The 17,843-nt window shown below is 65.8% G+C and carries 16 protein-coding genes; 11 read left to right on the plus strand and 5 right to left on the minus strand.

All coding sequences use genetic code 11. The features are described 5' to 3' along the window. Positions 1 to 24 precede the first annotated feature (24 nt). The 11 genes from P2869_RS23850 to P2869_RS23900 all read left to right on the plus strand — a co-directional run bounded on the left by P2869_RS23850 (position 25) and on the right by P2869_RS23900 (position 12,122). Entirely contained in the window at positions 25 to 1,002 is a 978-nt protein-coding gene (locus tag P2869_RS23850; RefSeq protein ID WP_277599762.1) for a sugar ABC transporter permease, read from the plus strand. Positions 1,003 to 1,068: 66 nt separating this feature from the next. After that, positions 1,069 to 1,899 carry a carbohydrate ABC transporter permease gene (locus tag P2869_RS23855; RefSeq protein ID WP_346833760.1) on the plus strand — a complete coding sequence of 277 codons (831 nt, stop codon included), beginning with the start codon at positions 1,069 to 1,071 and terminating at the stop codon, positions 1,897 to 1,899. A gap of 72 nt (positions 1,900 to 1,971) precedes the next feature. Then, complete coding sequence (locus P2869_RS23860; protein WP_126879610.1) at positions 1,972 to 3,096, plus strand: mandelate racemase/muconate lactonizing enzyme family protein; 1,125 nt, start codon at positions 1,972 to 1,974, stop codon at positions 3,094 to 3,096. A gap of 9 nt (positions 3,097 to 3,105) precedes the next feature. Further along, a complete protein-coding gene (locus tag P2869_RS23865; protein WP_277599764.1) occupies positions 3,106 to 3,444 on the plus strand; it encodes an L-rhamnose mutarotase in 339 nt (112 codons plus the stop codon). Between the two features lie 344 nt (positions 3,445 to 3,788). Then, a complete protein-coding gene (locus P2869_RS23870) occupies positions 3,789 to 4,226 on the plus strand; it encodes a hypothetical protein (RefSeq protein ID WP_126879612.1) in 438 nt (145 codons plus the stop codon). 18 nt (positions 4,227 to 4,244) lie between these two features. After that, complete coding sequence (locus P2869_RS23875; RefSeq protein ID WP_277599765.1) at positions 4,245 to 6,716, plus strand: ATP-binding protein; 2,472 nt, start codon at positions 4,245 to 4,247, stop codon at positions 6,714 to 6,716. Between the two features lie 190 nt (positions 6,717 to 6,906). Further along, entirely contained in the window at positions 6,907 to 7,284 is a 378-nt protein-coding gene (locus P2869_RS23880) for a hypothetical protein (RefSeq protein ID WP_277599766.1), read from the plus strand. 220 nt (positions 7,285 to 7,504) lie between these two features. Further along, positions 7,505 to 7,813, plus strand: coding sequence for a DUF485 domain-containing protein (locus P2869_RS23885; protein ID WP_017776099.1), 309 nt, complete (start codon positions 7,505 to 7,507; stop codon positions 7,811 to 7,813). Further along, positions 7,810 to 9,540 (plus strand): cation acetate symporter, encoded by a 1,731-nt coding sequence (locus P2869_RS23890; protein ID WP_277599767.1) that lies wholly within the window; start codon positions 7,810 to 7,812, stop codon positions 9,538 to 9,540. The genes P2869_RS23885 and P2869_RS23890 overlap by 4 nt, the downstream gene beginning before the upstream one ends. A 97-nt stretch (positions 9,541 to 9,637) precedes the next feature. Then, positions 9,638 to 11,464, plus strand: coding sequence for a DUF294 nucleotidyltransferase-like domain-containing protein (locus P2869_RS23895; RefSeq protein WP_277599768.1), 1,827 nt, complete (start codon positions 9,638 to 9,640; stop codon positions 11,462 to 11,464). Between the two features lie 13 nt (positions 11,465 to 11,477). Further along, positions 11,478 to 12,122, plus strand: a complete 645-nt coding sequence (locus tag P2869_RS23900) for a 3'-5' exonuclease (protein ID WP_277599769.1) — start codon at positions 11,478 to 11,480, stop codon at positions 12,120 to 12,122. A 178-nt stretch (positions 12,123 to 12,300) separates the two neighbouring features. Here the strand turns inward: P2869_RS23900 and P2869_RS23905 are convergent, their stop codons facing one another. The 5 genes from P2869_RS23905 to P2869_RS23925 all read right to left on the minus strand — a co-directional run bounded on the left by P2869_RS23905 (position 12,301) and on the right by P2869_RS23925 (position 17,768). Continuing rightward, positions 12,301 to 12,939, minus strand: coding sequence for a DAK2 domain-containing protein (locus P2869_RS23905; protein ID WP_277599770.1), 639 nt, complete (start codon positions 12,937 to 12,939; stop codon positions 12,301 to 12,303). Beyond that, a complete protein-coding gene (locus tag P2869_RS23910) occupies positions 12,936 to 13,973 on the minus strand; it encodes a dihydroxyacetone kinase subunit DhaK (RefSeq protein ID WP_199541929.1) in 1,038 nt (345 codons plus the stop codon). Before P2869_RS23910 ends, P2869_RS23905 begins: the two co-directional genes overlap by 4 nt. Before the next feature lie 48 nt (positions 13,974 to 14,021). Continuing rightward, positions 14,022 to 15,035, minus strand: coding sequence for an ABC transporter permease (locus P2869_RS23915; protein WP_126878211.1), 1,014 nt, complete (start codon positions 15,033 to 15,035; stop codon positions 14,022 to 14,024). After that, positions 15,032 to 16,585: a sugar ABC transporter ATP-binding protein gene (locus P2869_RS23920; protein WP_277599771.1), complete on the minus strand. Its 1,554-nt coding sequence runs from the start codon at positions 16,583 to 16,585 to the stop codon at positions 15,032 to 15,034. Before P2869_RS23920 ends, P2869_RS23915 begins: the two co-directional genes overlap by 4 nt. A 79-nt stretch (positions 16,586 to 16,664) precedes the next feature. After that, positions 16,665 to 17,768, minus strand: coding sequence for a sugar ABC transporter substrate-binding protein (locus tag P2869_RS23925; RefSeq protein WP_017775881.1), 1,104 nt, complete (start codon positions 17,766 to 17,768; stop codon positions 16,665 to 16,667). Positions 17,769 to 17,843 lie beyond the last annotated feature (75 nt).

Genomic DNA, 17,843 nt, shown 5'->3' on the forward strand with positions numbered 1-17,843 from the left:
CTGACTGATCTCACCTGCCGACAAATGGCGAACCTCGAACGACAGGACGGCGACGACATGCACCCCGGCAATTCACCGCTCACACGGCGCGCGCTTTACGCGCCACAGGTCGTGCGCGAGCGCTTGTCGCTGCCCACGAAGCTGCTGTTGCCGGCGTTTCTTTCGGTCGCGATCGTCGTCGTGCTGCCGCTGCTGTTTTCGCTGTACACGAGCTTTACGTCGTACCGGCTCACGGATCCGGCCACGCTCACGCACTTCATCGGCTGGCGCAATTACGCGCGTGCGCTCGCCAACGGCGACTTCTGGTCGGCGTTCGGCCGCACGGTGCTGTTTCTCACGGTCGCGTTGAACCTGGAGATGCTGCTGGGCCTCGGCATCGCGTTGCTGCTGAACCGCGTAACGGCAGGGCAGCGCGCGCTGCGCACCGTGATGATGTTCCCGATGATGTTTTCGCCGGTGCTGGTCGGGTTCCAGTTCAAGTTCATGCTGAACGACAGCACCGGCGTGATCAATCATCTGCTCCAGTCGGTGTTCGGCATAGAGACGTCGGTGCCGTTTCTCGTCAATGAACACCTGGCGCTCGCCTCGCTGATCGTCGCGGAAGTGTGGAACTCGACGCCTGTGTTCGCCGTGATCCTGCTCGCGGGGCTCATGGCGCTGCCGAAAGATCCCGTCGAGGCGTCGAAGGTGGACGGCTGCACGCCGTGGCAGACCTTCCGCTACGTGACGCTGCCGTACCTCATGCCGTTCATCTATATCGCGATGACCATCCGCTCGCTCGACGTGGGCCGCGCCTACGACATCGTGCGGATCATGACGAACGGCGGCCCCGGAGGCCGCACCGAACTGCTGTGGACCATGGTGGGCCGCATCGCCTACGACGACTCGCACATGGGCTACGCGAACGCGATCGGCTACGTGTCGGTGCTCGTGTCGATTCTCTTCACGCTGTACTTCTTTCGCAAACTCAATGCCGCTCGGCGGCACATGGGACCGGCATAGATGAACGAGCCACAAGCTGCCCAACCCTTGATCCTCGCATCGGCCCCGTTTCCGTGGGGCGCGGCCGTGAAGCGCTGCGCGCTGTGGGCGGGCGTATTCGCCGTGATGTGCGTGATCTGCCTGCCCGGGCTCTGGGTCGTGCTCAATGCGTTTCGCCCGAACGTGGCGATTCTCTCCAACGAGTCGCCGTTTGTGGCGAGCAGCTACACGCTCGACAACTTCCGTGCGATGTTCGGCTTCGGCGCCATGGCGTCACTGCCCATCGCGAAGTACTTCGTGAATTCGCTGATCATTTCGAGCGTCAGCACGGCCGCGGCGCTCGTGATCGGCGTGCTGGGCGGCTATGCGTTCGCGCGCTTCGAGTTCCGCCGCAAGAACGTGCTGTTCGTGCTGCTCATGTTGACGCGGGCCATTCCCGGCATCGCGCTCTCGCTGCCTATCTTCATGCTGTGGGCCTGGACGGGGCTGCTCGACACGCGCCTCGGCGTGATCGTGGTCTACCTCGCGATGAACGTGCCGTTCACGGTGTGGCTCATCGACGGGTTCTTTCGCGAAGTGCCGATCGAACTCTCGCAGGCCGCGCTGATCGACGGCTGCACGCGCTGGCAGGCGTTCTGGCGCGTGGAGTTGCCGCTTGCGCGTTCGGGTATCGCGTCGGCCGGCATCTTTTCGTTCCTGACGAGCTGGAACGAATTCGCGCTTGCCACCCAGCTGTGCCGCAGCCCCGAAACCAAGACGCTGCCCGTGGGGCTGATGGACTACACCGCGCAGTTTTCGGTGGACTGGGCGGGCATGTGCGCGATGGCGGTGGTCATCATCGTGCCCGCCATCGTGCTGACGTTCATCGTGCAGAAACATCTGATCGCCGGGCTCACGCTGGGCGGTGTAAAAGGCTGAGACGCTGAGGCGCTGAGACGTTGCAGTGCCGGGCGACGCGGCGTGACCATTCCCGTTCGGAGACGAATGTCCATGACAAGAATCGATGCGGTCGAAATCCGCCAGGTAGATCTGCAGCCGAAGGTCAAGCGCACCGACGCGATCCAGTCGTTCGTCGTGCAGGAAACCGTGCTCGTGACGATTCGCTGCGACGACGGCAGCAGCGGAACCGGCTATACGTACACCATCGGCACCGGCGGGTCGTCGGTGGTCGCGCTGCTGCGCGATCACCTGGCGCCGCGCATCATCGGCCGCGACCCGGCTGCGTTCGAGGCGATCTGGCGCGACCTGCTGTTTCATACGCACGCAACCGCGGTGGGCGCGATCACGAGCCTCGCGCTGGCCGCCATCGATACCGCGCTGTGGGACCGCAACACGCGCGTCGCAGGCGTGCCGCTGTGGGTTGCGGCAGGCGGTGCGAAACCGCGCACGAAAACGTATTCGACCGAGGGCGGCTGGCTTCACCTGTCGACGCAAGAACTCGTCGAGCAGACGTTGCAGGCGCGCGCGGACGGTTTTCGCGGCGCGAAGCTGAAAGTGGGGCGGCCGCACGTTTCGGAGGACGTGCGTCGCCTCGAAGCCGTGCGCGAAGCCGTGGGCGAGGGCTTCGAGCTCATGACCGACGCCAATCAGGGTTTCACGTTTCAGGAAGCGCTGCGGCGCGCGCACGCATTCGAGCCGTTTCGCCCTGGCTGGCTCGAGGAGCCGATGCCCGCGGAGAACGTGGATGCCCATCGCCGGCTCTCGCTTGCGACGAGCGTGCCGGTCGCCGTGGGCGAGTCGCTGTATCACCTGGGCCAGTTCGGCGAATACGTGAAGGCCGATGCCTGCGCGATCGTGCAGGCCGACGTCGCCCGCGTGGGCGGCATCACACCGTGGCTGAAGGTTGCGCATATGGCCGAGGCGCTCAACCTCGACATCTGTCCGCACTTTCTGATGGAACTGCACGTGAGCCTGTGCGCGGCGGTGCCGAACGCGAGCTGGCTGGAGTACATTCCGCAACTGGATTCGTTGACGACGAACCGCGTGCGTATCGAAGACGGTCACGCCTATGCTCCGGACGAACCGGGCCTTGGCATCGAGTGGGACTGGGACGCGGTTCGCGCGGCCGCGCACGTGGAATTCACCGTCGACGCATCGAACCTGCAAACCGCATAGAGAGGACGCATGCGAAAGATGGCGATGGTGGTGGGAATCCGGCCGGAACAGATCGCGGAGTACCGGCGGCTGCACGCGCAAGTGTGGCCCGCGGTGCTCGAACGGATCCGGCAAAGCAACATACGCAACTACTCGATCTTCCTGCGCGAGCCGGAAAACCTGTTGTTCGGCTACTGGGAATACCACGGCGACGACTTCGCCGCCGACATGGCCGCAATGGCCGCCGACCCCGAGACCCAGCGCTGGTGGAAGCTGACCGACCCGTGCCAGATGCGCCTTGCCGGAACGCCCGAAGGCGAGCAGTGGGCGATGATGGAACAGGTTTTCGACCTCGATCCGCAAGACTGAAACATCCGCGCGGGGCATGTCGAAGCGCGTCGAATCCACTAACCCGATCTCACCGCGCTTGCGCATGCCCGCAAGCGCCTTCTGCCTCCTCCCTTCCTGAGACGCGATGTCTCATGCCGGCAGACCGCCCGACGCGCGGTCTGCCGGCTCCAGCTCGCCCATTTATTCCCGCGGCCGACAAGTTTGAGCCATATCAACAGGTACGAGCCGTGAAATCCACAGCATGAACGGATACCGGCACGACCGTTTTCGCCACGCCGCGCAGGGTGCGTGCGCACGTTTGCGGGGCGAGCAAGGGCGGTGCGGGCAACGCAGCACAACGCGAAACAACGTGGAGTGACGTCATGAAAGCCAGGCTTCATGGCCGGCGGCATCGCCGCGCGACCCGGTGGTTCCATGCGCTCGTCTTGAGCTTCGCCTTTGCGACCGCCGTGACGTGGCTGGGCGCTACCTACGATCATCCCGTGGATGCCGCGATCGTGGCCGGCATGAACGCGCCCGAATGCGCGAGCGTGCAAGCGATACCGGCCGGCTCGCTGTTCGCGTCCCGCGAACCGGAGAGCGCCGTTTGCCGGTCCTTTTTCCGCTATCGCGTGTCGTTCGCGGACGCCGCACACGACGCACCGTCCTACCAGGCGCGCGTGCTCCAGCAGCGCGTCGAAGAGTTCTGGCTCCTGATCGGCTACGTCCTTGCCCTGTGGTTCGTGGTCGTCTGCCTGATCGCGGCCGCCGCGCTGGTCCTGAGGAAGATCGTGCGGCACACGAACCTCCATCATCCATAACGAAAGGGCTCGTTCTCCATGTCCCTCACCCTGCCTGTCCCCGCAGACCGCCTGCGCCGTGTCTGCGACCCGCAACAATTCAGCTTTGCAACCACGGCCGATCTGCCCGATCCGCCGGATATCGTCGGTCAGCAACGTGCCGTGGACGCCATCCGCTTCGGCATCGAAATGGCCCACGACGGCTATAACCTCATCGTGCTGGGGCCGTCGGGCTCGGGCAAGCACACGGTGCTCGAGCAGTTTCTGAAGCAGCGCGCGAGGACGCAGCCCGCGCCGGACGGCTGGTGCTACGTCAACAACTTCGCCCAGCCGCACAAGCCGCGTGCGCTTCGTATGCCGCCCGGCCGCGCGAGCAAATTGCAGCGGGACATGTACCAGCTCGTGGAAGAGCTGCGGCTCGCCATTCCCGCATCGTTCGAAAGCGACGCGTATCGCGCGCGGGCCGAACAGATCGACTCCGAATTCGCCACGCTCCAGGAGAAGGCCTTCACCACGCTGGGCGACGATGCGGCCGAACAGAACGTGGCGCTCGTGCGCACGCCGCTCGGTTTTTCGCTTGCGCCCATGCACGACGGGGAAACGTTCAGCGAAAAGGAATATCAGGAGCTTGCGCAGGAACGGCGAAGCGCCTTCGACACGGCGCTTGCCGCGTTGCAGGAGCGGCTCGAGCGGCTGCTGCGCCAGGTGCCCGTCTGGCAGAAGGAGCGGCGTGAGCGGCTGCGCGCGCTGAACCGCGAGGTCGCCATGGCCGCGGTGGCGCATCTCGTGGACGAGGTCCGGCAACGCTATGCCGATCTGCCGCACGTGCTGACGTATCTCGATGCCGTGCAACTGGACGTGCTCGACAGCGTCGACGAATTCCGCAAAGGCCCGGACGGCGATGCGGCCCCGGGCAACGAATCGTTCTCGCGCTATCAGGTCAACGTGCTGCTCGACCACGAGGGCGACGCCGGCGCGCCGGTCGTGTTCCAGGACTTCCCGTCCTACCAGAACCTGATTGGCCGGGCGGAGCATCGGGCGCTGCTCGGCACGCTCGTCACCGACTTCACGCTCATCAAGCCAGGCGACCTGCATCGCGCGAACGGCGGCTATCTGCTGCTCGAAGTCGACAAGGTGCTGCGTCAGCCCTTTGCCTGGGAAGGGCTGAAGCGCGCGCTCTTCAAGCACGAGATCCGCATCGAATCGCTCGCGGAAATGTACAGCATGGTCAGCACCGTTTCGCTGGAGCCCGAGCCGGTGCCGCTCGACGTGAAGGTGATCCTGTTTGGCGAGCGCTGGCTCTATTACCTGCTTTACGAACTGGACCCCGACTTTTGCGAGCTGTTCAAGGTGCCCGCCGATTTCGAAGACGACCTGCAGCGCGACGGCCCAAGCCAGATGCTTTACGCGCGGCTCATTGCTTCGGCGGCGCGGCGCCAGCACCTGCTGCCGCTCGATGCCGGTGCCGTGGCGCGCGTGATCGAACAGCAGGCGCGCCACGCGGGCGACGCCGAAAAGCTCTCGCTGCACATGCGCACGCTCGTCGACCTGCTGCGCGAATCGGACTACCGGGCGTGCGAGCGGGGCGCCGCGGTGGTGGCGCGCGAAGACGTGCAGCGTGCGCTCGACACGCAGGTGGCACGCTGCGACCGCGTCCGCTCGCGCCTCGCGGAAGAGACGTTGCGCGGCACGCTGCTCATCGACAGCAGCGGGGCGCGGCCGGGCCAGGTCAACGGTCTGTGGGTGGCCGAAATGGGCGGCTTCACCTTCGGGCACCCCGCGCGCATCACGGCGCGCACGCACGCGGGCGAGGGGCAGGTCATCGACATTCAGCGCGAGGCGAAGCTGGCGGGCGCGGTGCACTCGAAAGCGGTGCTCATCCTGTCGTCGTTTCTCACGGCACGTTATTGCGGCGACCAGCCGGTTCCGCTCGCCGCGAGCCTCACGTTCGAGCAGACCTACGGCCAGGTGGAGGGCGACAGTGCATCTGTAGCGGAGCTATGCGCGCTGCTTTCTTCGCTCGCGGATGTGCCCGTGAAGCAGTCGCTGGCCGTGACGGGATCCGTGAACCAGCATGGCGAGGTGCAGGCGATCGGCGGGGTCAACGAGAAGATCGAAGGGTTCTTCGATCTGTGCCGCGCGCGCGGACTGACCGGCGAGCAGGGCGTGATCATCCCGCAGGCCAACGTGAAGCACCTGATGCTGCGCGAGGACGTGGTGGAAGCCGCGGCCGCGGGGCAGTTCCACATCTACGCGATTGCAACGGTGGATGAAGCGATCGGCCTGCTGACGGGCTTACCGGCAGGCGAAGCCGATGCGCAGGGCAATTTCCCGGCGCAAAGCGTGAATGCGCGCGTGTGCGCCAAGCTGGCCGCCTTCGCCGAAGGCCGGCGTGCTCTCGTCCTGCATCCGTCCTACGCCTTCACCACGCGAAAACGCTGGAGGTCGTTACCGGTCGGCCATACGCTCGCGGCGGCCAAGCCGCGCGGGGAGGGCGGCAGGGGGCGCTGAAGGCGCTGATAGCGTGGAAAGCGCACAAGCGAGCGTCACACCACGGCGAAACAGGGTTTGTCAGGATGCGGCCGGTCGTTCTATTTGACGATAAAAAAGCAGAGAGGCTGAGATTGGCGGCGCAAGCAGCGCTCGCACGAAGCCTGGAACGACCTGCAACGAACCGCATGATGGCCTGGGGTGGCCGGCGATGAAAGGGCTCAACGAAATTTTCACGACGGTGCAGTCGCATCTGCTGACGCAAGGGGCCATTTCCGAGGACGAAAGCGGCAGTTGCCGACTTCGGGGCCGCTACGGACACCGATGCGCCATCGGGGTGCTCATCAACGACGAGTACTACAGCTGCGCGTTGGAAGGTCTTGGGATCGGCTACTACACGGCGGGTCAGGACGGCCCGTTGCTGCACGCGTTGACGAGGTCGGGCGTGGACGCGTACGAACCGCGAGTCGCCGCGCTGCTGCGCGATCTTGAAGATTTGCACGATGCCGGGCAGGTGGCCGAGTGGCGGGCGCAACTCGACGAGATCGCGCGGCGGCACGCCATCGGCTGCGCAGGGCCGCTCAGCTGACCGCCGAACCTGACGAACCTCACGGAACCTGACGAACCACCGCGGCATGCCGGCGTGATTCCGGCATGCATTTCCTATTGCGCGCGCATGCCGAAAATAGCCTCAGCCCAGGGAAAACCACGGCGCGCGAAGCAAGGATTTCCGCCTGCCGCGTAAGAAGTCAGTCAGCATCCGTGGCGAGAATGAGGCGTCCCATGCAGAACAATCGAGGAGACCTCAAATGGACGATCCCCTGATCGCAAAGATCCAGGCGCACCCCGGGTACGCCGAACTGAAACGAAGGCGTAACGGCCTCGGGCTGCTGCTGATCACCCTGATGCTGCTCGTCTACTACGGCTACATCGCCCTTATCGCGTTCGACAAGTCGTTCCTCGCACGCCCCATCGGCACCGGCGTCACGACGGTTGGCATCCCCGTCGGCGTGGCACTGATCGTCTTTACGGTCGTCATCACCGGCATCTACGTGCGCCGGGCCAACAGCGAATACGACCGCATGACGCAGGACATTCTCAGGGACGTTGCGAAATGAACAGGAAACATCTCATCAGCCTTGCCGCGTTCGCGGCCCTTTCGTGGACGGGCGTGGCGCTGGCTGCAGGCGGCGACGTCGGACAAACCACGAGGCAGGCCACCAACACGACGGCCATCGTTCTCTTTGCGCTCTTCGTATCCGGCACGCTCTGGATCACGAAGTGGGCCGCTTCACGCACGCGCTCGGCCGCCGACTTCTATACGGCGGGCGGCGGCATCACCGGCTTCCAGAACGGTCTTGCCATTGCGGGCGACTACATGTCCGCGGCCTCCTTTCTGGGCATTTCCGCCGCGGTGATGACGAGTGGCTACGACGGGCTCATCTACTCGATCGGGTTCCTGGTGGGCTGGCCCGTCATCACGTTTCTGATGGCCGAACGCCTGCGCAACCTGGGGCGATTCACCTTCGCCGACGTGGCCGGCTACCGCTTCGCGCAGGGCCCCATCCGCACGTTCGCCGCTATCGGCACGCTCGTGGTGGTCGCGTTCTACCTGATCGCGCAGATGGTTGGCGCGGGGCAGCTCATCAAGCTGCTGTTCGGGCTCGACTACTGGGTGGCGGTCGTGATCGTCGGCGGTCTCATGATGGTCTATGTGCTGTTCGGCGGCATGACGGCGACCACGTGGGTGCAGATCATCAAGGCCTGTCTGCTGCTGGCCGGCGTCACGTTCATGGCCATCATGGTCATGTCGCAGTACGGCTTCAGCCCCGAAGCGCTGTTCGCAAAGGGCGTCGAGGTGAAGACGGCTATCGCCTCGGCGGCGGGCAAGTCGCCTGAAGAAGCGGCGAAGATCGGACGCTCCGTGATGGGCCCCGGCGGCTTCATCAAAGACCCCATCTCGGCCATCTCGTTCGGCATGGCGCTGATGTTCGGCACGGCAGGTCTGCCGCACATCCTGATGCGCTTCTTCACCGTGCCGGACGCGAAGGAGGCACGCAAGTCGGTGCTGTGGGCCACGACGTGGATCGGCTACTTCTACATCCTCATCTTCATCATCGGCTTCGGTGCGATCACGCTGGTGCTCACCAATCCGGAACTGGCCGACGTCGCGAAGGGCGTGATCAAGGGCGGGGCCGGTACGGCCAACATGGCGGCCGTGCTCGTGGCGAAGTCCGTGGGCGGCAACGTCTTCTACGGGTTCATCTCCGCTGTGGCGTTCGCGACCATTCTTGCGGTCGTCGCGGGTCTCACGCTTTCGGGTGCGTCTGCGGTCTCGCATGACCTGTACGCCACCGTCTTCCGCGGCGGCAAGGCGGACAGCGCCGACGAACTGCGCGTGTCGCGCGTAACGACCGTAGTGCTCGGCATCGTGGCCGTCGTGCTCGGCATCGCGTTCGAGAAGCAGAACATCGCGTTCATGGTGTCGCTCGCGTTCGCTGTCGCGGCCTCGGCCAATTTCCCCGTGCTGTTCCTCTCCATGCTCTGGAAGGGCTGCACCACGCGCGGCGCGGTGATCGGCGGGTTCCTCGGGCTGATTTCGTCGGTGGGTCTGACCATCGTGTCGCCTTCGGTGTGGGAAGCCACGCTGGGTTATCCGAAGGGTTCGGCGTGGTTCCCGTACACGTCGCCGGCACTCTTCTCGATGACCATCGGCTTCGTGGGCGTGTGGCTCTTCTCCGTGCTCGACCGCAGCGAGCGGGCAAAGCGCGAGCGCGAGTCGTTCGCCATTCAGCAGGTACGCTCGGAAACCGGGCTGGGTGCCGCGCGCGCCTCCGGCCACTAAGCGTATTGCCGCAGAGCATTGCTGCAACGGTAGAGGCGTGCGGACCGCATGAGTTGTTTGAAGGCGGTCCGCACGCTTTTCGTCTGGACAGGCATCCATGCCGAACGCCTTCAATTTCGCCGCTTCGCCGTTCGATTGCCTGAACGAGGGCGAACGGCGCCTCGTGCGCGATAACGTCGATATCGCGTATTACGCGGAAAACGAAGCCATTCTCGAAGCGGGCGCCACGCCCGCGTATCTCTTCGTCGTAACCAAAGGGTGCGTCACGCAGTACGAAGGCGAGGAGGTCGTGGCGACCTACGGGCCGGACGACTGCTTCGACGGACGCGCCCTCGTGGCCGGCAAGTCGGGCAGCCGCTTCGTCGCGACCGAAGAGGTGCTCGCGTACCGCCTCGCACGCCAGACGGTAAAGGACCTGATTGCGTCCAACACCGGTTTTGGCGCGCTGCTTTTCTCGGATATCGGCAGGAAGCTCGGTGTCATCGCGCAGCGGCGCAGCCAGGAGGAGATGCAGTCGCTGCTGCTGGCTCGCGTCGACGCCGCGTTCATCCGGCCGGCGCATTTTGTCGACGCGGGTGCGGACGTGGTCTCCGTCGTCCGGCTTTTTCAGGAGCACAACGTGTCGAGCGTGCTGGTGCGCGACGACACCACCGCGCCGCCGCGGCTCGGCATCTTCACGCGCACGTCGCTGCAACGGGCGATTCTCGACGGCACGCCGCTGGACCGCTTGCCTGTGGGCAGGATGAGCGAATTCACGCTCGTCGCCGTGCCGGTTTCCTCGCAGATCGGCGACGCGCTCACCACCATGCTGCGCCACCGCGTTCATCGTCTCGTCGTCATGCGAGACAACGACGTGGTGGGTCTGCTCGAATCGCTCGACGTCTTCAGCTTTCTCGCCAACCATTCGTTCCTGCTGGCCGAGCAGATCGACATAGCGCGCGATCTGGACGCGCTTGCCCAGGCGGCGTCGAGCGTCACGCGCATGGTGTCGCTGCTGTTTCGGGGCGGCTCGCGCGTGGAATTGATTGCGCGCCAGGTGCAGGAGGTGAACGGGCGCCTGTTCGAACGCGCGTGGAAGATGATTGCGCCGCCGGACCTCGTCGCGAACAGTTGCCTGTTCGTCATGGGCAGCGAAGGGCGCGGCGAGCAGTTGCTCAAGACCGATCAGGACAACGCTCTGGTGCTGCGCGATGGATACAGCCCGCCCGCGGACCTGAACGCGATCGTCGCGCGGTTTTCCGATGCGCTCGCCGCGTTCGGTTATCCGCCGTGCCCGGGCGGCATCATGTTGAGCCGGCCCGACTGGTGCATGCCGGTGAGTGCGTTCGGCCGGCGCATCCGCGAGTGGCTCATCGCTCCGGATGCCGAAGGATTGATGAACCTCGCCATTTTTTTCGACGCGCGTGCCGTGTGCGGAGACGCCGCGCTGCTGGACCAGTTGCGGGCGTCGCTGATCGAGTTCGCACTGGACAGCGAAGTCATGCTCGCGCGGTTTGCGTCGGCAACCGAAGCGTTCGGCAACACGCAGGGATGGTGGAACCGGCTGCTCACCCTCGCCGATGCCGACCGCGGGCTGGACATCAAGAAGGAAGGCATCTTCCCGATCGTGCACGGCGTGCGCAGCCTCGCGCTCGCGTACCGGGTCACGCGCGAGACCGGTACGGTGCAACGGCTCGACGCCTTGATCGCTCATGACGCCGTGAGCGCGGATATGGCTTCGGAACTGACGGAAAGCCTGCATTTTCTGATGGGGCTGCGCCTGAAGGCCGGTCTCGCGGAAATCGACGCGCACAGGCCCGTGTCGGGCGAAGTGCAGGTTGGGCATCTGTCGTCGCTGGAGCGCGACCTGCTCAAGGACGCGCTCGGCGTGGTGAAGCGGTTCAGGACGCTGCTGCGGCAGCGCTTCCGGACCGAGTTCCTGTGAGCGGAGCAGGGGCGTGACGCTCGCATCCAGTGCCTGGCTGCAGCCGCTGCGCCGGCAATGGCTTGCGCGTCGGCTGAGGGATCCGGCCTACCGCTTCATGTTCGAACCGCCGCCACCTGACGAATATGTTGCGCTGGACTGCGAAACAACCGGGCTGGACAGGCGCGCGGACGAAATCATTTCGATCGCGGCGGTCCGCATTGTCGGCGACGTGATCCTGACCAGCCAGCGATTCGAGATGCTGATCCGCCCCACACGGGACGTTTCGCGTGACAGCGTATGCGTGCACCGCTTGCGTTCCAGAGACCTGGCCGATGGCGTGCCGGTTGCGCAGGCGCTGGCAGCGCTGCTGCGTTTCATCGGCAGCCGGCCTCTCGTGGGTTATTACCTCGAATTCGATCTGGCGATGCTCGACCGGGTGGCGGTGCCCATGCTGGGCATTGGTCTGCCGCAGCGCAGGATCGAGGTGTCGGCCATGTTCTACGACTACATGTTTCGCCGACTGCCGCCATGGCGCCAGCAAGGCGCGCCGGACATCGACCTGCGCCTTGCGACCATGATGGATGCGCTAGGGCTTCCCATGCGCAACGCGCACGATGCGCTCAACGATGCCGTAATGGCGGCGGAGGCGTTTTTGAAGCTGCGGCGGTATGGATGAGGCAGGCTGGGGTTAGGTGCAGGGAACGCAGGACGTGGGATATGCAGGACGTCGGATGGACCGGAGGTGAGGGTTTCTCGTTCCCGGTCATTGAATTTACATAAGATAAATTATCGACATTTTTAAGGCGGTTAAACATACGCGGCCCGGCCACAACCGCCGGGCCGCACCATCTTTCTCACCACGCATCCCGAAGACACTCCAGAAACCGCAGATACGCAGTCGCCCCCGGATCAGGATGCCCGACGCTGCGCTCCTGAACCCAGGCAGCCCGGCCTTTGCGCGATTGCTGTCCGGCCGTTGCGTCGATTCGCTCGTGCGCCGTCGCGATCATCGCGGCGAGCAATTGCGGCGCTTCGCCTTCGCCAGCGTCAAGCACGTCGAGACTCGGCACGAGCGCGTCCAGTACGGTCTTGTCGCCCAGCTGGCTCTTGCCGCGTTCGGCAATCCGTCCTGCTACCGCGCGGCCGATAGCCAGCACGTCGGCCTTATCGACCTTATCGACCTTGCCGGCCTCCGTTTTGCCGGTCACGGTTTTCGCCGCCGCGAGCAGCCCGCCGCCCACCAGCGCGGCAAAGGTGGACGGATTGGCGGTGGAAAACGCCTTGCCCGCGGCCAGCAGCAGGTCGCTCACCGCCGCTTCTGCGGGCAGCGCGGCCCAGGCGGCGATCACCGCCTTCGATCCCGACTGGACCGTGATGCCCAGATCGCCGTCGCCAAGCGCAGCGTCGAGGCTGCGCAGCTCGTCGGCGTGTGCCTGCAACGTGGTCAGCGCGCGGCTCACCACGTCGCGCACCTGATTGGCGGAAACGCTCATGCCGTTCTCCTTACCGGGCCCGTTGCCACGCTGTCCCACGCGTGGAACAACGGCGAGCGTGCTGGCGCCGCCAGCAGCGCCTCGAGTTCGTCGTCGAGCAGCATGACCGTGATCGACGCGCCTGCCATCTCGAGGCTCGTCACGTACTCGCCGACATACGCGCGCGCGATCCCAAGCCCCGCGTCCGTCGTGAGTTTCGCAACGCGCCGGTACAGCACGTACAGTTCTTCGAGCGGCGTGGCGCCCAGCCCGTTGACGAGCACGGCGATGCGGGCGCCCTGCGGCGCCTTCAGGTCGGCGAGGATCTCGCCCATCAGGCGGTCGGCGATCGCGTCCGCGCTCTCCAGCGCGCCGCGATGCGTGCCGGGCTCACCGTGGATGCCGATGCCGATCTCCATCTCGCCTTCGGGCAGCGTGAAGGTCGGCTTGCCCGCCGCGGGCAGGATCGTGGGCGACAGGCCCACGCCCATCGTGCGGCAGTGGTTGTTCGCCTTCGCGGTAATGCGCGCGACCTCTTCCAGCGAATCGCCGCGCTCCGCGGCCGCGCCTGCGCACTTGAACGCGAACACCATGCCGGCCACGCCGCGGCGCTCGCTGCTGCGCCCGGCCGGCGCGGAAGCCACATCGTCGGTCAGCAGCACGGTTTTGATCTCGATGCCCTCGGGCTCGGCGAGATCGGCCGCAAGGTCGAAGTTGAACACGTCGCCGCCGTAGTTGCCGTACACGTACAGCACGCCGGCGCCGCCGTCGACGGCTTTCGTCGCTTCGAAGATCTGCTCGGCCGAGGGCGACGAAAACACGTTGCCCACCGCCACGCCGCTGCACAGCCCCTCGCCGACATAGCCGAGAAAGCCCGGCATGTGGCCCGACCCGCCGCCCGTCACGATCCCTACCCGCCCCCGCTTCGGCGCGTCGGCGCGCACGAGCGCGCGGCGGTCGGCCGTGGCGGCCTTGATCCAGCCCGGATGGGCCATGAGCAACGAGTCGATCACTTCGTCGACGAACTGGTCCGGCTGGTTGATGATCTTCTTCACGCGTATCTCCTTGAGAGCGATACCTGCACGATCGATGAGCGCCGGCGCCTAGTGCTTGCGTCGCTGGCCGACCACGTCGAGCATGACGGCGGCGAAAATCACGCCGCCCTGAATGAACTGCGTCCAGAAGGGATTGACGCCGAGCAGCGACAACCCCACGTTGATCACGCCGATCAGCACGACGCCAATAAAGGTGCCGACAATCGAGCCGCGCCCGCCCGCGAGCGACGTGCCGCCGATCACCACGCCGGCAATCACCTGCAGCTCGAGACCGTTGGCCGCCGACGGCAACGCGGAATTCAGGCGCCCGGCCAGCACGATGCCCGCGATCGCGGCGGTCACGCCCGCCAGCACGTAGGTCAGGAACATCACGCGTTGCACCGGGATGCCGGCAAGCCGCGCGGCCTCGCGATTGCCGCCCACCGCGAACACCTGATGCCCGAACGTGGTCTTGCGCAACAGCACGTGACCGACGAGAAACACGATCAGCATGACGATCATCGGCATGGGCAGCCCCGCGATCGACTTCGCGCCGAACACCGTGAACGCGTTCGGGAAGTCGAACTTGGTGCGCCCGTCGGAGATGGCCAGCGTGAGGCCGCGCGCCATGGCCATCATCGCGAGCGTGACGATGAACGGCACGAGCCGCAGCCACGCCACGGCGAAGCCGTTGATCATGCCGACGCCTGCGCCCACCGCAATGGCCACCGCGAGGCCCGCGACGCCGAGCCCGAGGTTGCCGGGCACCGCGCCCGCCATCAGGGTGGCCGCCACCATGCCCGACAGCGCGACGAGCGAGCCGACCGATAAATCGATGCCCGACGTGATGATCACGAACGTGCCCCCTACTGCCGCGATGCCCACCACCGACACCTGCACCATGATGTTGGTGAGCGTGCTCGTGGTGAGAAACTCGGGCGAAGCGAACGAGAGCGCGATGCAGATGATCGCGAGCGCGGCACACAGCGGGCCGAGGCCGCTGCGAAGTTGCTGCCGAAGCTTCCTCATCAAGCGGCTCGACAGACGGTGTTCGTCGGTCTCGCTGGCTGCCGTGGAATTCATGCGCCTACTCCTGTCGTCGCCCATTGGATGACCTTCTCCGAATCGGCCTCATCGCGCGCCAGTTCGGTCACGATCCTGCCGCGGTACATCACCAGCACGCGGTCCGACATGCCGAGCAGTTCGGGCAGTTCCGAACTCACCATCAGCACGGCCGCGCCCGCGCGCGCCATTGCCACCATGTGCGTGTAGATCTCGGTCTTCGCGCCGATATCGATGCCGCGCGTCGGCTCGTCCAGCATGATGACGGCGGGCTGCGTCGCGCTCGCGCGGCCGAGAATCACTTTCTGCTGGTTGCCGCCCGAGAGGTTGCCCGTGATCGCCGTCACCGAAGGCGCGCGCACCGCGAAGCGCGCACTCGCCTCCTGCGCGAGCCGGCGCTTGCGCGCGCTGCGCACGAAGCCGCTTGTCGCGAGCGACTTGAGGCTGGAGAGCGCCACGTTTTCCTCGATGCTCGCGTCGAGTACGAGACCTTCGAGCTTGCGGTCTTCCGCCGTGTAGACGAGCCCGGCGGCAACGCCGTCGGTGGGCGAACGCAGGGATACTCTGTCGCCGCGAACCACAATCTCGCCGCGCGTCACCTTCTGCGCGCCGAAGATCGCCTTCAGCAGTTCGGTGCGTCCCGCGCCCGCAATGCCCGCAATGCCGACGATCTCGCCCGCGCGCACGCTGAAGCTCGCCTCGCGCACCACGGGCGGACTCGCGAGGTTGCGCACCTCGAGCGCGATGGGCCCATATTCGCGCGGCTCCCACGGGTAGAACGAATCGAGCGTGCGGGCCACCATCGCCTGCACGAGGTCCTGCTCGGTCCACTGGGGCATGGGTCGCCAGTCCACCGTCTTGCCGTCACGCATCACCACCGCCGAATCCGCCAGTTCGAACACTTCCTCGAGGTGGTGCGAGATGAAGATGATGCCCATGCCCTCCCCGCGCAGCCGTCGCACCACGCCGTAGAGGTTCGCGATGTCGTCGTGCTGGAGCGCCGCCGTGGGCTCGTCCATGACGAGAATGCGTGCGTTGCGCGCGAGCGCCTTCGCCACCTCCACGAGTTGCCGCTTGTTGAGCGGCAGGTCGCCAAGGCGCATGGAAGGCGACACGCCGCCGAGCCCCACCTGTGCGAGCGCCCGCCGCGCGAGGTCGTCGGCCTCGCGGCGCAGCACGAAGCCGCGGCGCGCCGGCATGCGGCCGAGGAACAGGTTCTCCGCGACCGTCATGTCGTTGATCAGCGAAAGCTCCTGGTAGATCACCGCGACGCCCGCGTCGATGGCCGCGTGGGTGCCGCGCGCGAGCGGCGCGCCGTTGATCTCGATGGTGCCCTCGTCGGGCTCGTAGGCACCTGAAAGCGTCTTGATCAGCGACGACTTGCCGGCGCCGTTCTCGCCGACGATCGCCATCACCTCGCCTGCGTGCAGCGTGAGGCTCACGCCGCGCAGCGCCTTCACACCCGGAAAGCTCTTGACGATGCCTTCCATGTGCAGCAGCGGCACACCGCTTTCGCCCCGCGGCGGCGCGAAGGCGGCATGCTGGTGCTGCGAACTCGTTGCGTCGTGCATGGATGCTTGCGTCCTGCAGTGAGCGGTGCGCCGCCGCCCGCGCGGCGCACCTGTTGCGGCGACCTGCGCCGGCGTGCGGCTACTGGCTGACCTGCTCGGACCACAACCCGTAGTTCTTCACCGCGTCGGAGTCGATGTTCGACTTGTCGATGAGGAGCGTGGGCCACGCGTAAGTTGCCGGCACCGGCTTCTTCGCGATGTAGTCGGCAATGAAGCTGAGCGACTTCGCCGCCATCTGGATCGGGTTCTGCGAAATGGTCGCATCCTGCTTGCCCGCGCGAATGGCCGACAGCGCCTGCGCCGTGCCGTCCGCGCCGATCACGAGGATGTGCTGGCGGTCGCCGAGCGGCTTGTAGCGGCCAGCGTTGTCGATGGCTTTTTCGGCGCCGACGGTGTTGTCGTCGTTGGCGCCGAACACGGCGTCGATCTGCGGGAATTTCTGCAGGATGTCGGTCATCGCGTTCAGCGACTTCTCCTGATCGAACGCGCCTTCCTGGCGGGCCACGACCTTGATGTCCGGATACTTCGCGATCTCGTCGCTAAAGCCCTTTTCGCGGTCGGTGGCCGCCGTCGTACCTACGAGGCCGATCAGGTCCACCACGTTGCCCTTCGGCGAGCCGTAGCGCGCCTTCAACTGGTCGGCGATCCACTTCGCCCCGGTGCGGCCGAGCGCGACGTTGTCCGACGCGACGAATGAGGTGACCTTGCCGCCGTCCGAGCCGCGGTCGAGCGTGAACACCGGCACGCCCATCTGGTTGGCTTTCTGCACGGCCGGAATGATCGCCTTCGAGTCGATCGGGTTGAGCACGAGTGCGCTCACGCCCTGGCTCAGCAGGTTGATGGCGTCGTTCACCTGCTGCTGGGCGTCGCCATTGGCGTTGGTCTGAACGAGGTCGAAGCCCTGCTGCTGCGCGCCCTTCTCGACACCCAGCTTCAGGCCGACGAAGAACGCGTTGTTCAGCGTCGAGACCGAGAAGCCGATCTTGGTCTTGCCGCCACCGCCCGCACCGGACGCCGCCGCGACGGCCGGTGCGCTCGCGCCCGCATCGCTCGCCGTGCCCGCGGCGGACGGCGATTCGCTCTTCGAGCAGCCCGCCAGCGCGGCTGCCGCGCACAGCAACGCGGCGCCTGCCGACGTGCCGAACAGGGACCAACGGTCGAATCTTCCTGCGTTCCAGGCCATGTGTGTCTCCATCGTTGAAGTTGTATTCGCGTGGCCGGTGATCCGGCCACGCGTGTCTTGCCAACGCCGTGCCAC

This window comes from Paraburkholderia sp. SUR17, from assembly GCF_029536165.1.
Taxonomy (GTDB): Bacteria; Pseudomonadota; Gammaproteobacteria; order Burkholderiales; family Burkholderiaceae; genus Paraburkholderia; species Paraburkholderia kururiensis.

Excerpts from the sequence above, each read along its gene's own strand:
- P2869_RS23850 (WP_277599762.1), top strand. The coding sequence starts at position 25 with ATGGCGAACCTCGAACGACAGGACGGCGACGACATGCACCCCGGCAAT.
- P2869_RS23860 (WP_126879610.1), top strand. The coding sequence starts at position 1,972 with ATGACAAGAATCGATGCGGTCGAAATCCGCCAGGTAGATCTGCAGCCG.
- P2869_RS23865 (WP_277599764.1), top strand. The coding sequence starts at position 3,106 with ATGCGAAAGATGGCGATGGTGGTGGGAATCCGGCCGGAACAGATCGCG.
- P2869_RS23870 (WP_126879612.1), top strand. The coding sequence starts at position 3,789 with ATGAAAGCCAGGCTTCATGGCCGGCGGCATCGCCGCGCGACCCGGTGG.
- P2869_RS23875 (WP_277599765.1), top strand. The coding sequence starts at position 4,245 with ATGTCCCTCACCCTGCCTGTCCCCGCAGACCGCCTGCGCCGTGTCTGC.
- P2869_RS23880 (WP_277599766.1), top strand. The coding sequence starts at position 6,907 with ATGAAAGGGCTCAACGAAATTTTCACGACGGTGCAGTCGCATCTGCTG.
- P2869_RS23885 (WP_017776099.1), top strand. The coding sequence starts at position 7,505 with ATGGACGATCCCCTGATCGCAAAGATCCAGGCGCACCCCGGGTACGCC.
- P2869_RS23890 (WP_277599767.1), top strand. The coding sequence starts at position 7,810 with ATGAACAGGAAACATCTCATCAGCCTTGCCGCGTTCGCGGCCCTTTCG.
- P2869_RS23895 (WP_277599768.1), top strand. The coding sequence starts at position 9,638 with ATGCCGAACGCCTTCAATTTCGCCGCTTCGCCGTTCGATTGCCTGAAC.
- P2869_RS23905 (WP_277599770.1), bottom strand. The coding sequence starts at position 12,939 with ATGAGCGTTTCCGCCAATCAGGTGCGCGACGTGGTGAGCCGCGCGCTG.
- P2869_RS23915 (WP_126878211.1), bottom strand. The coding sequence starts at position 15,035 with ATGAATTCCACGGCAGCCAGCGAGACCGACGAACACCGTCTGTCGAGC.
- P2869_RS23920 (WP_277599771.1), bottom strand. The coding sequence starts at position 16,585 with ATGCACGACGCAACGAGTTCGCAGCACCAGCATGCCGCCTTCGCGCCG.
- P2869_RS23925 (WP_017775881.1), bottom strand. The coding sequence starts at position 17,768 with ATGGCCTGGAACGCAGGAAGATTCGACCGTTGGTCCCTGTTCGGCACG.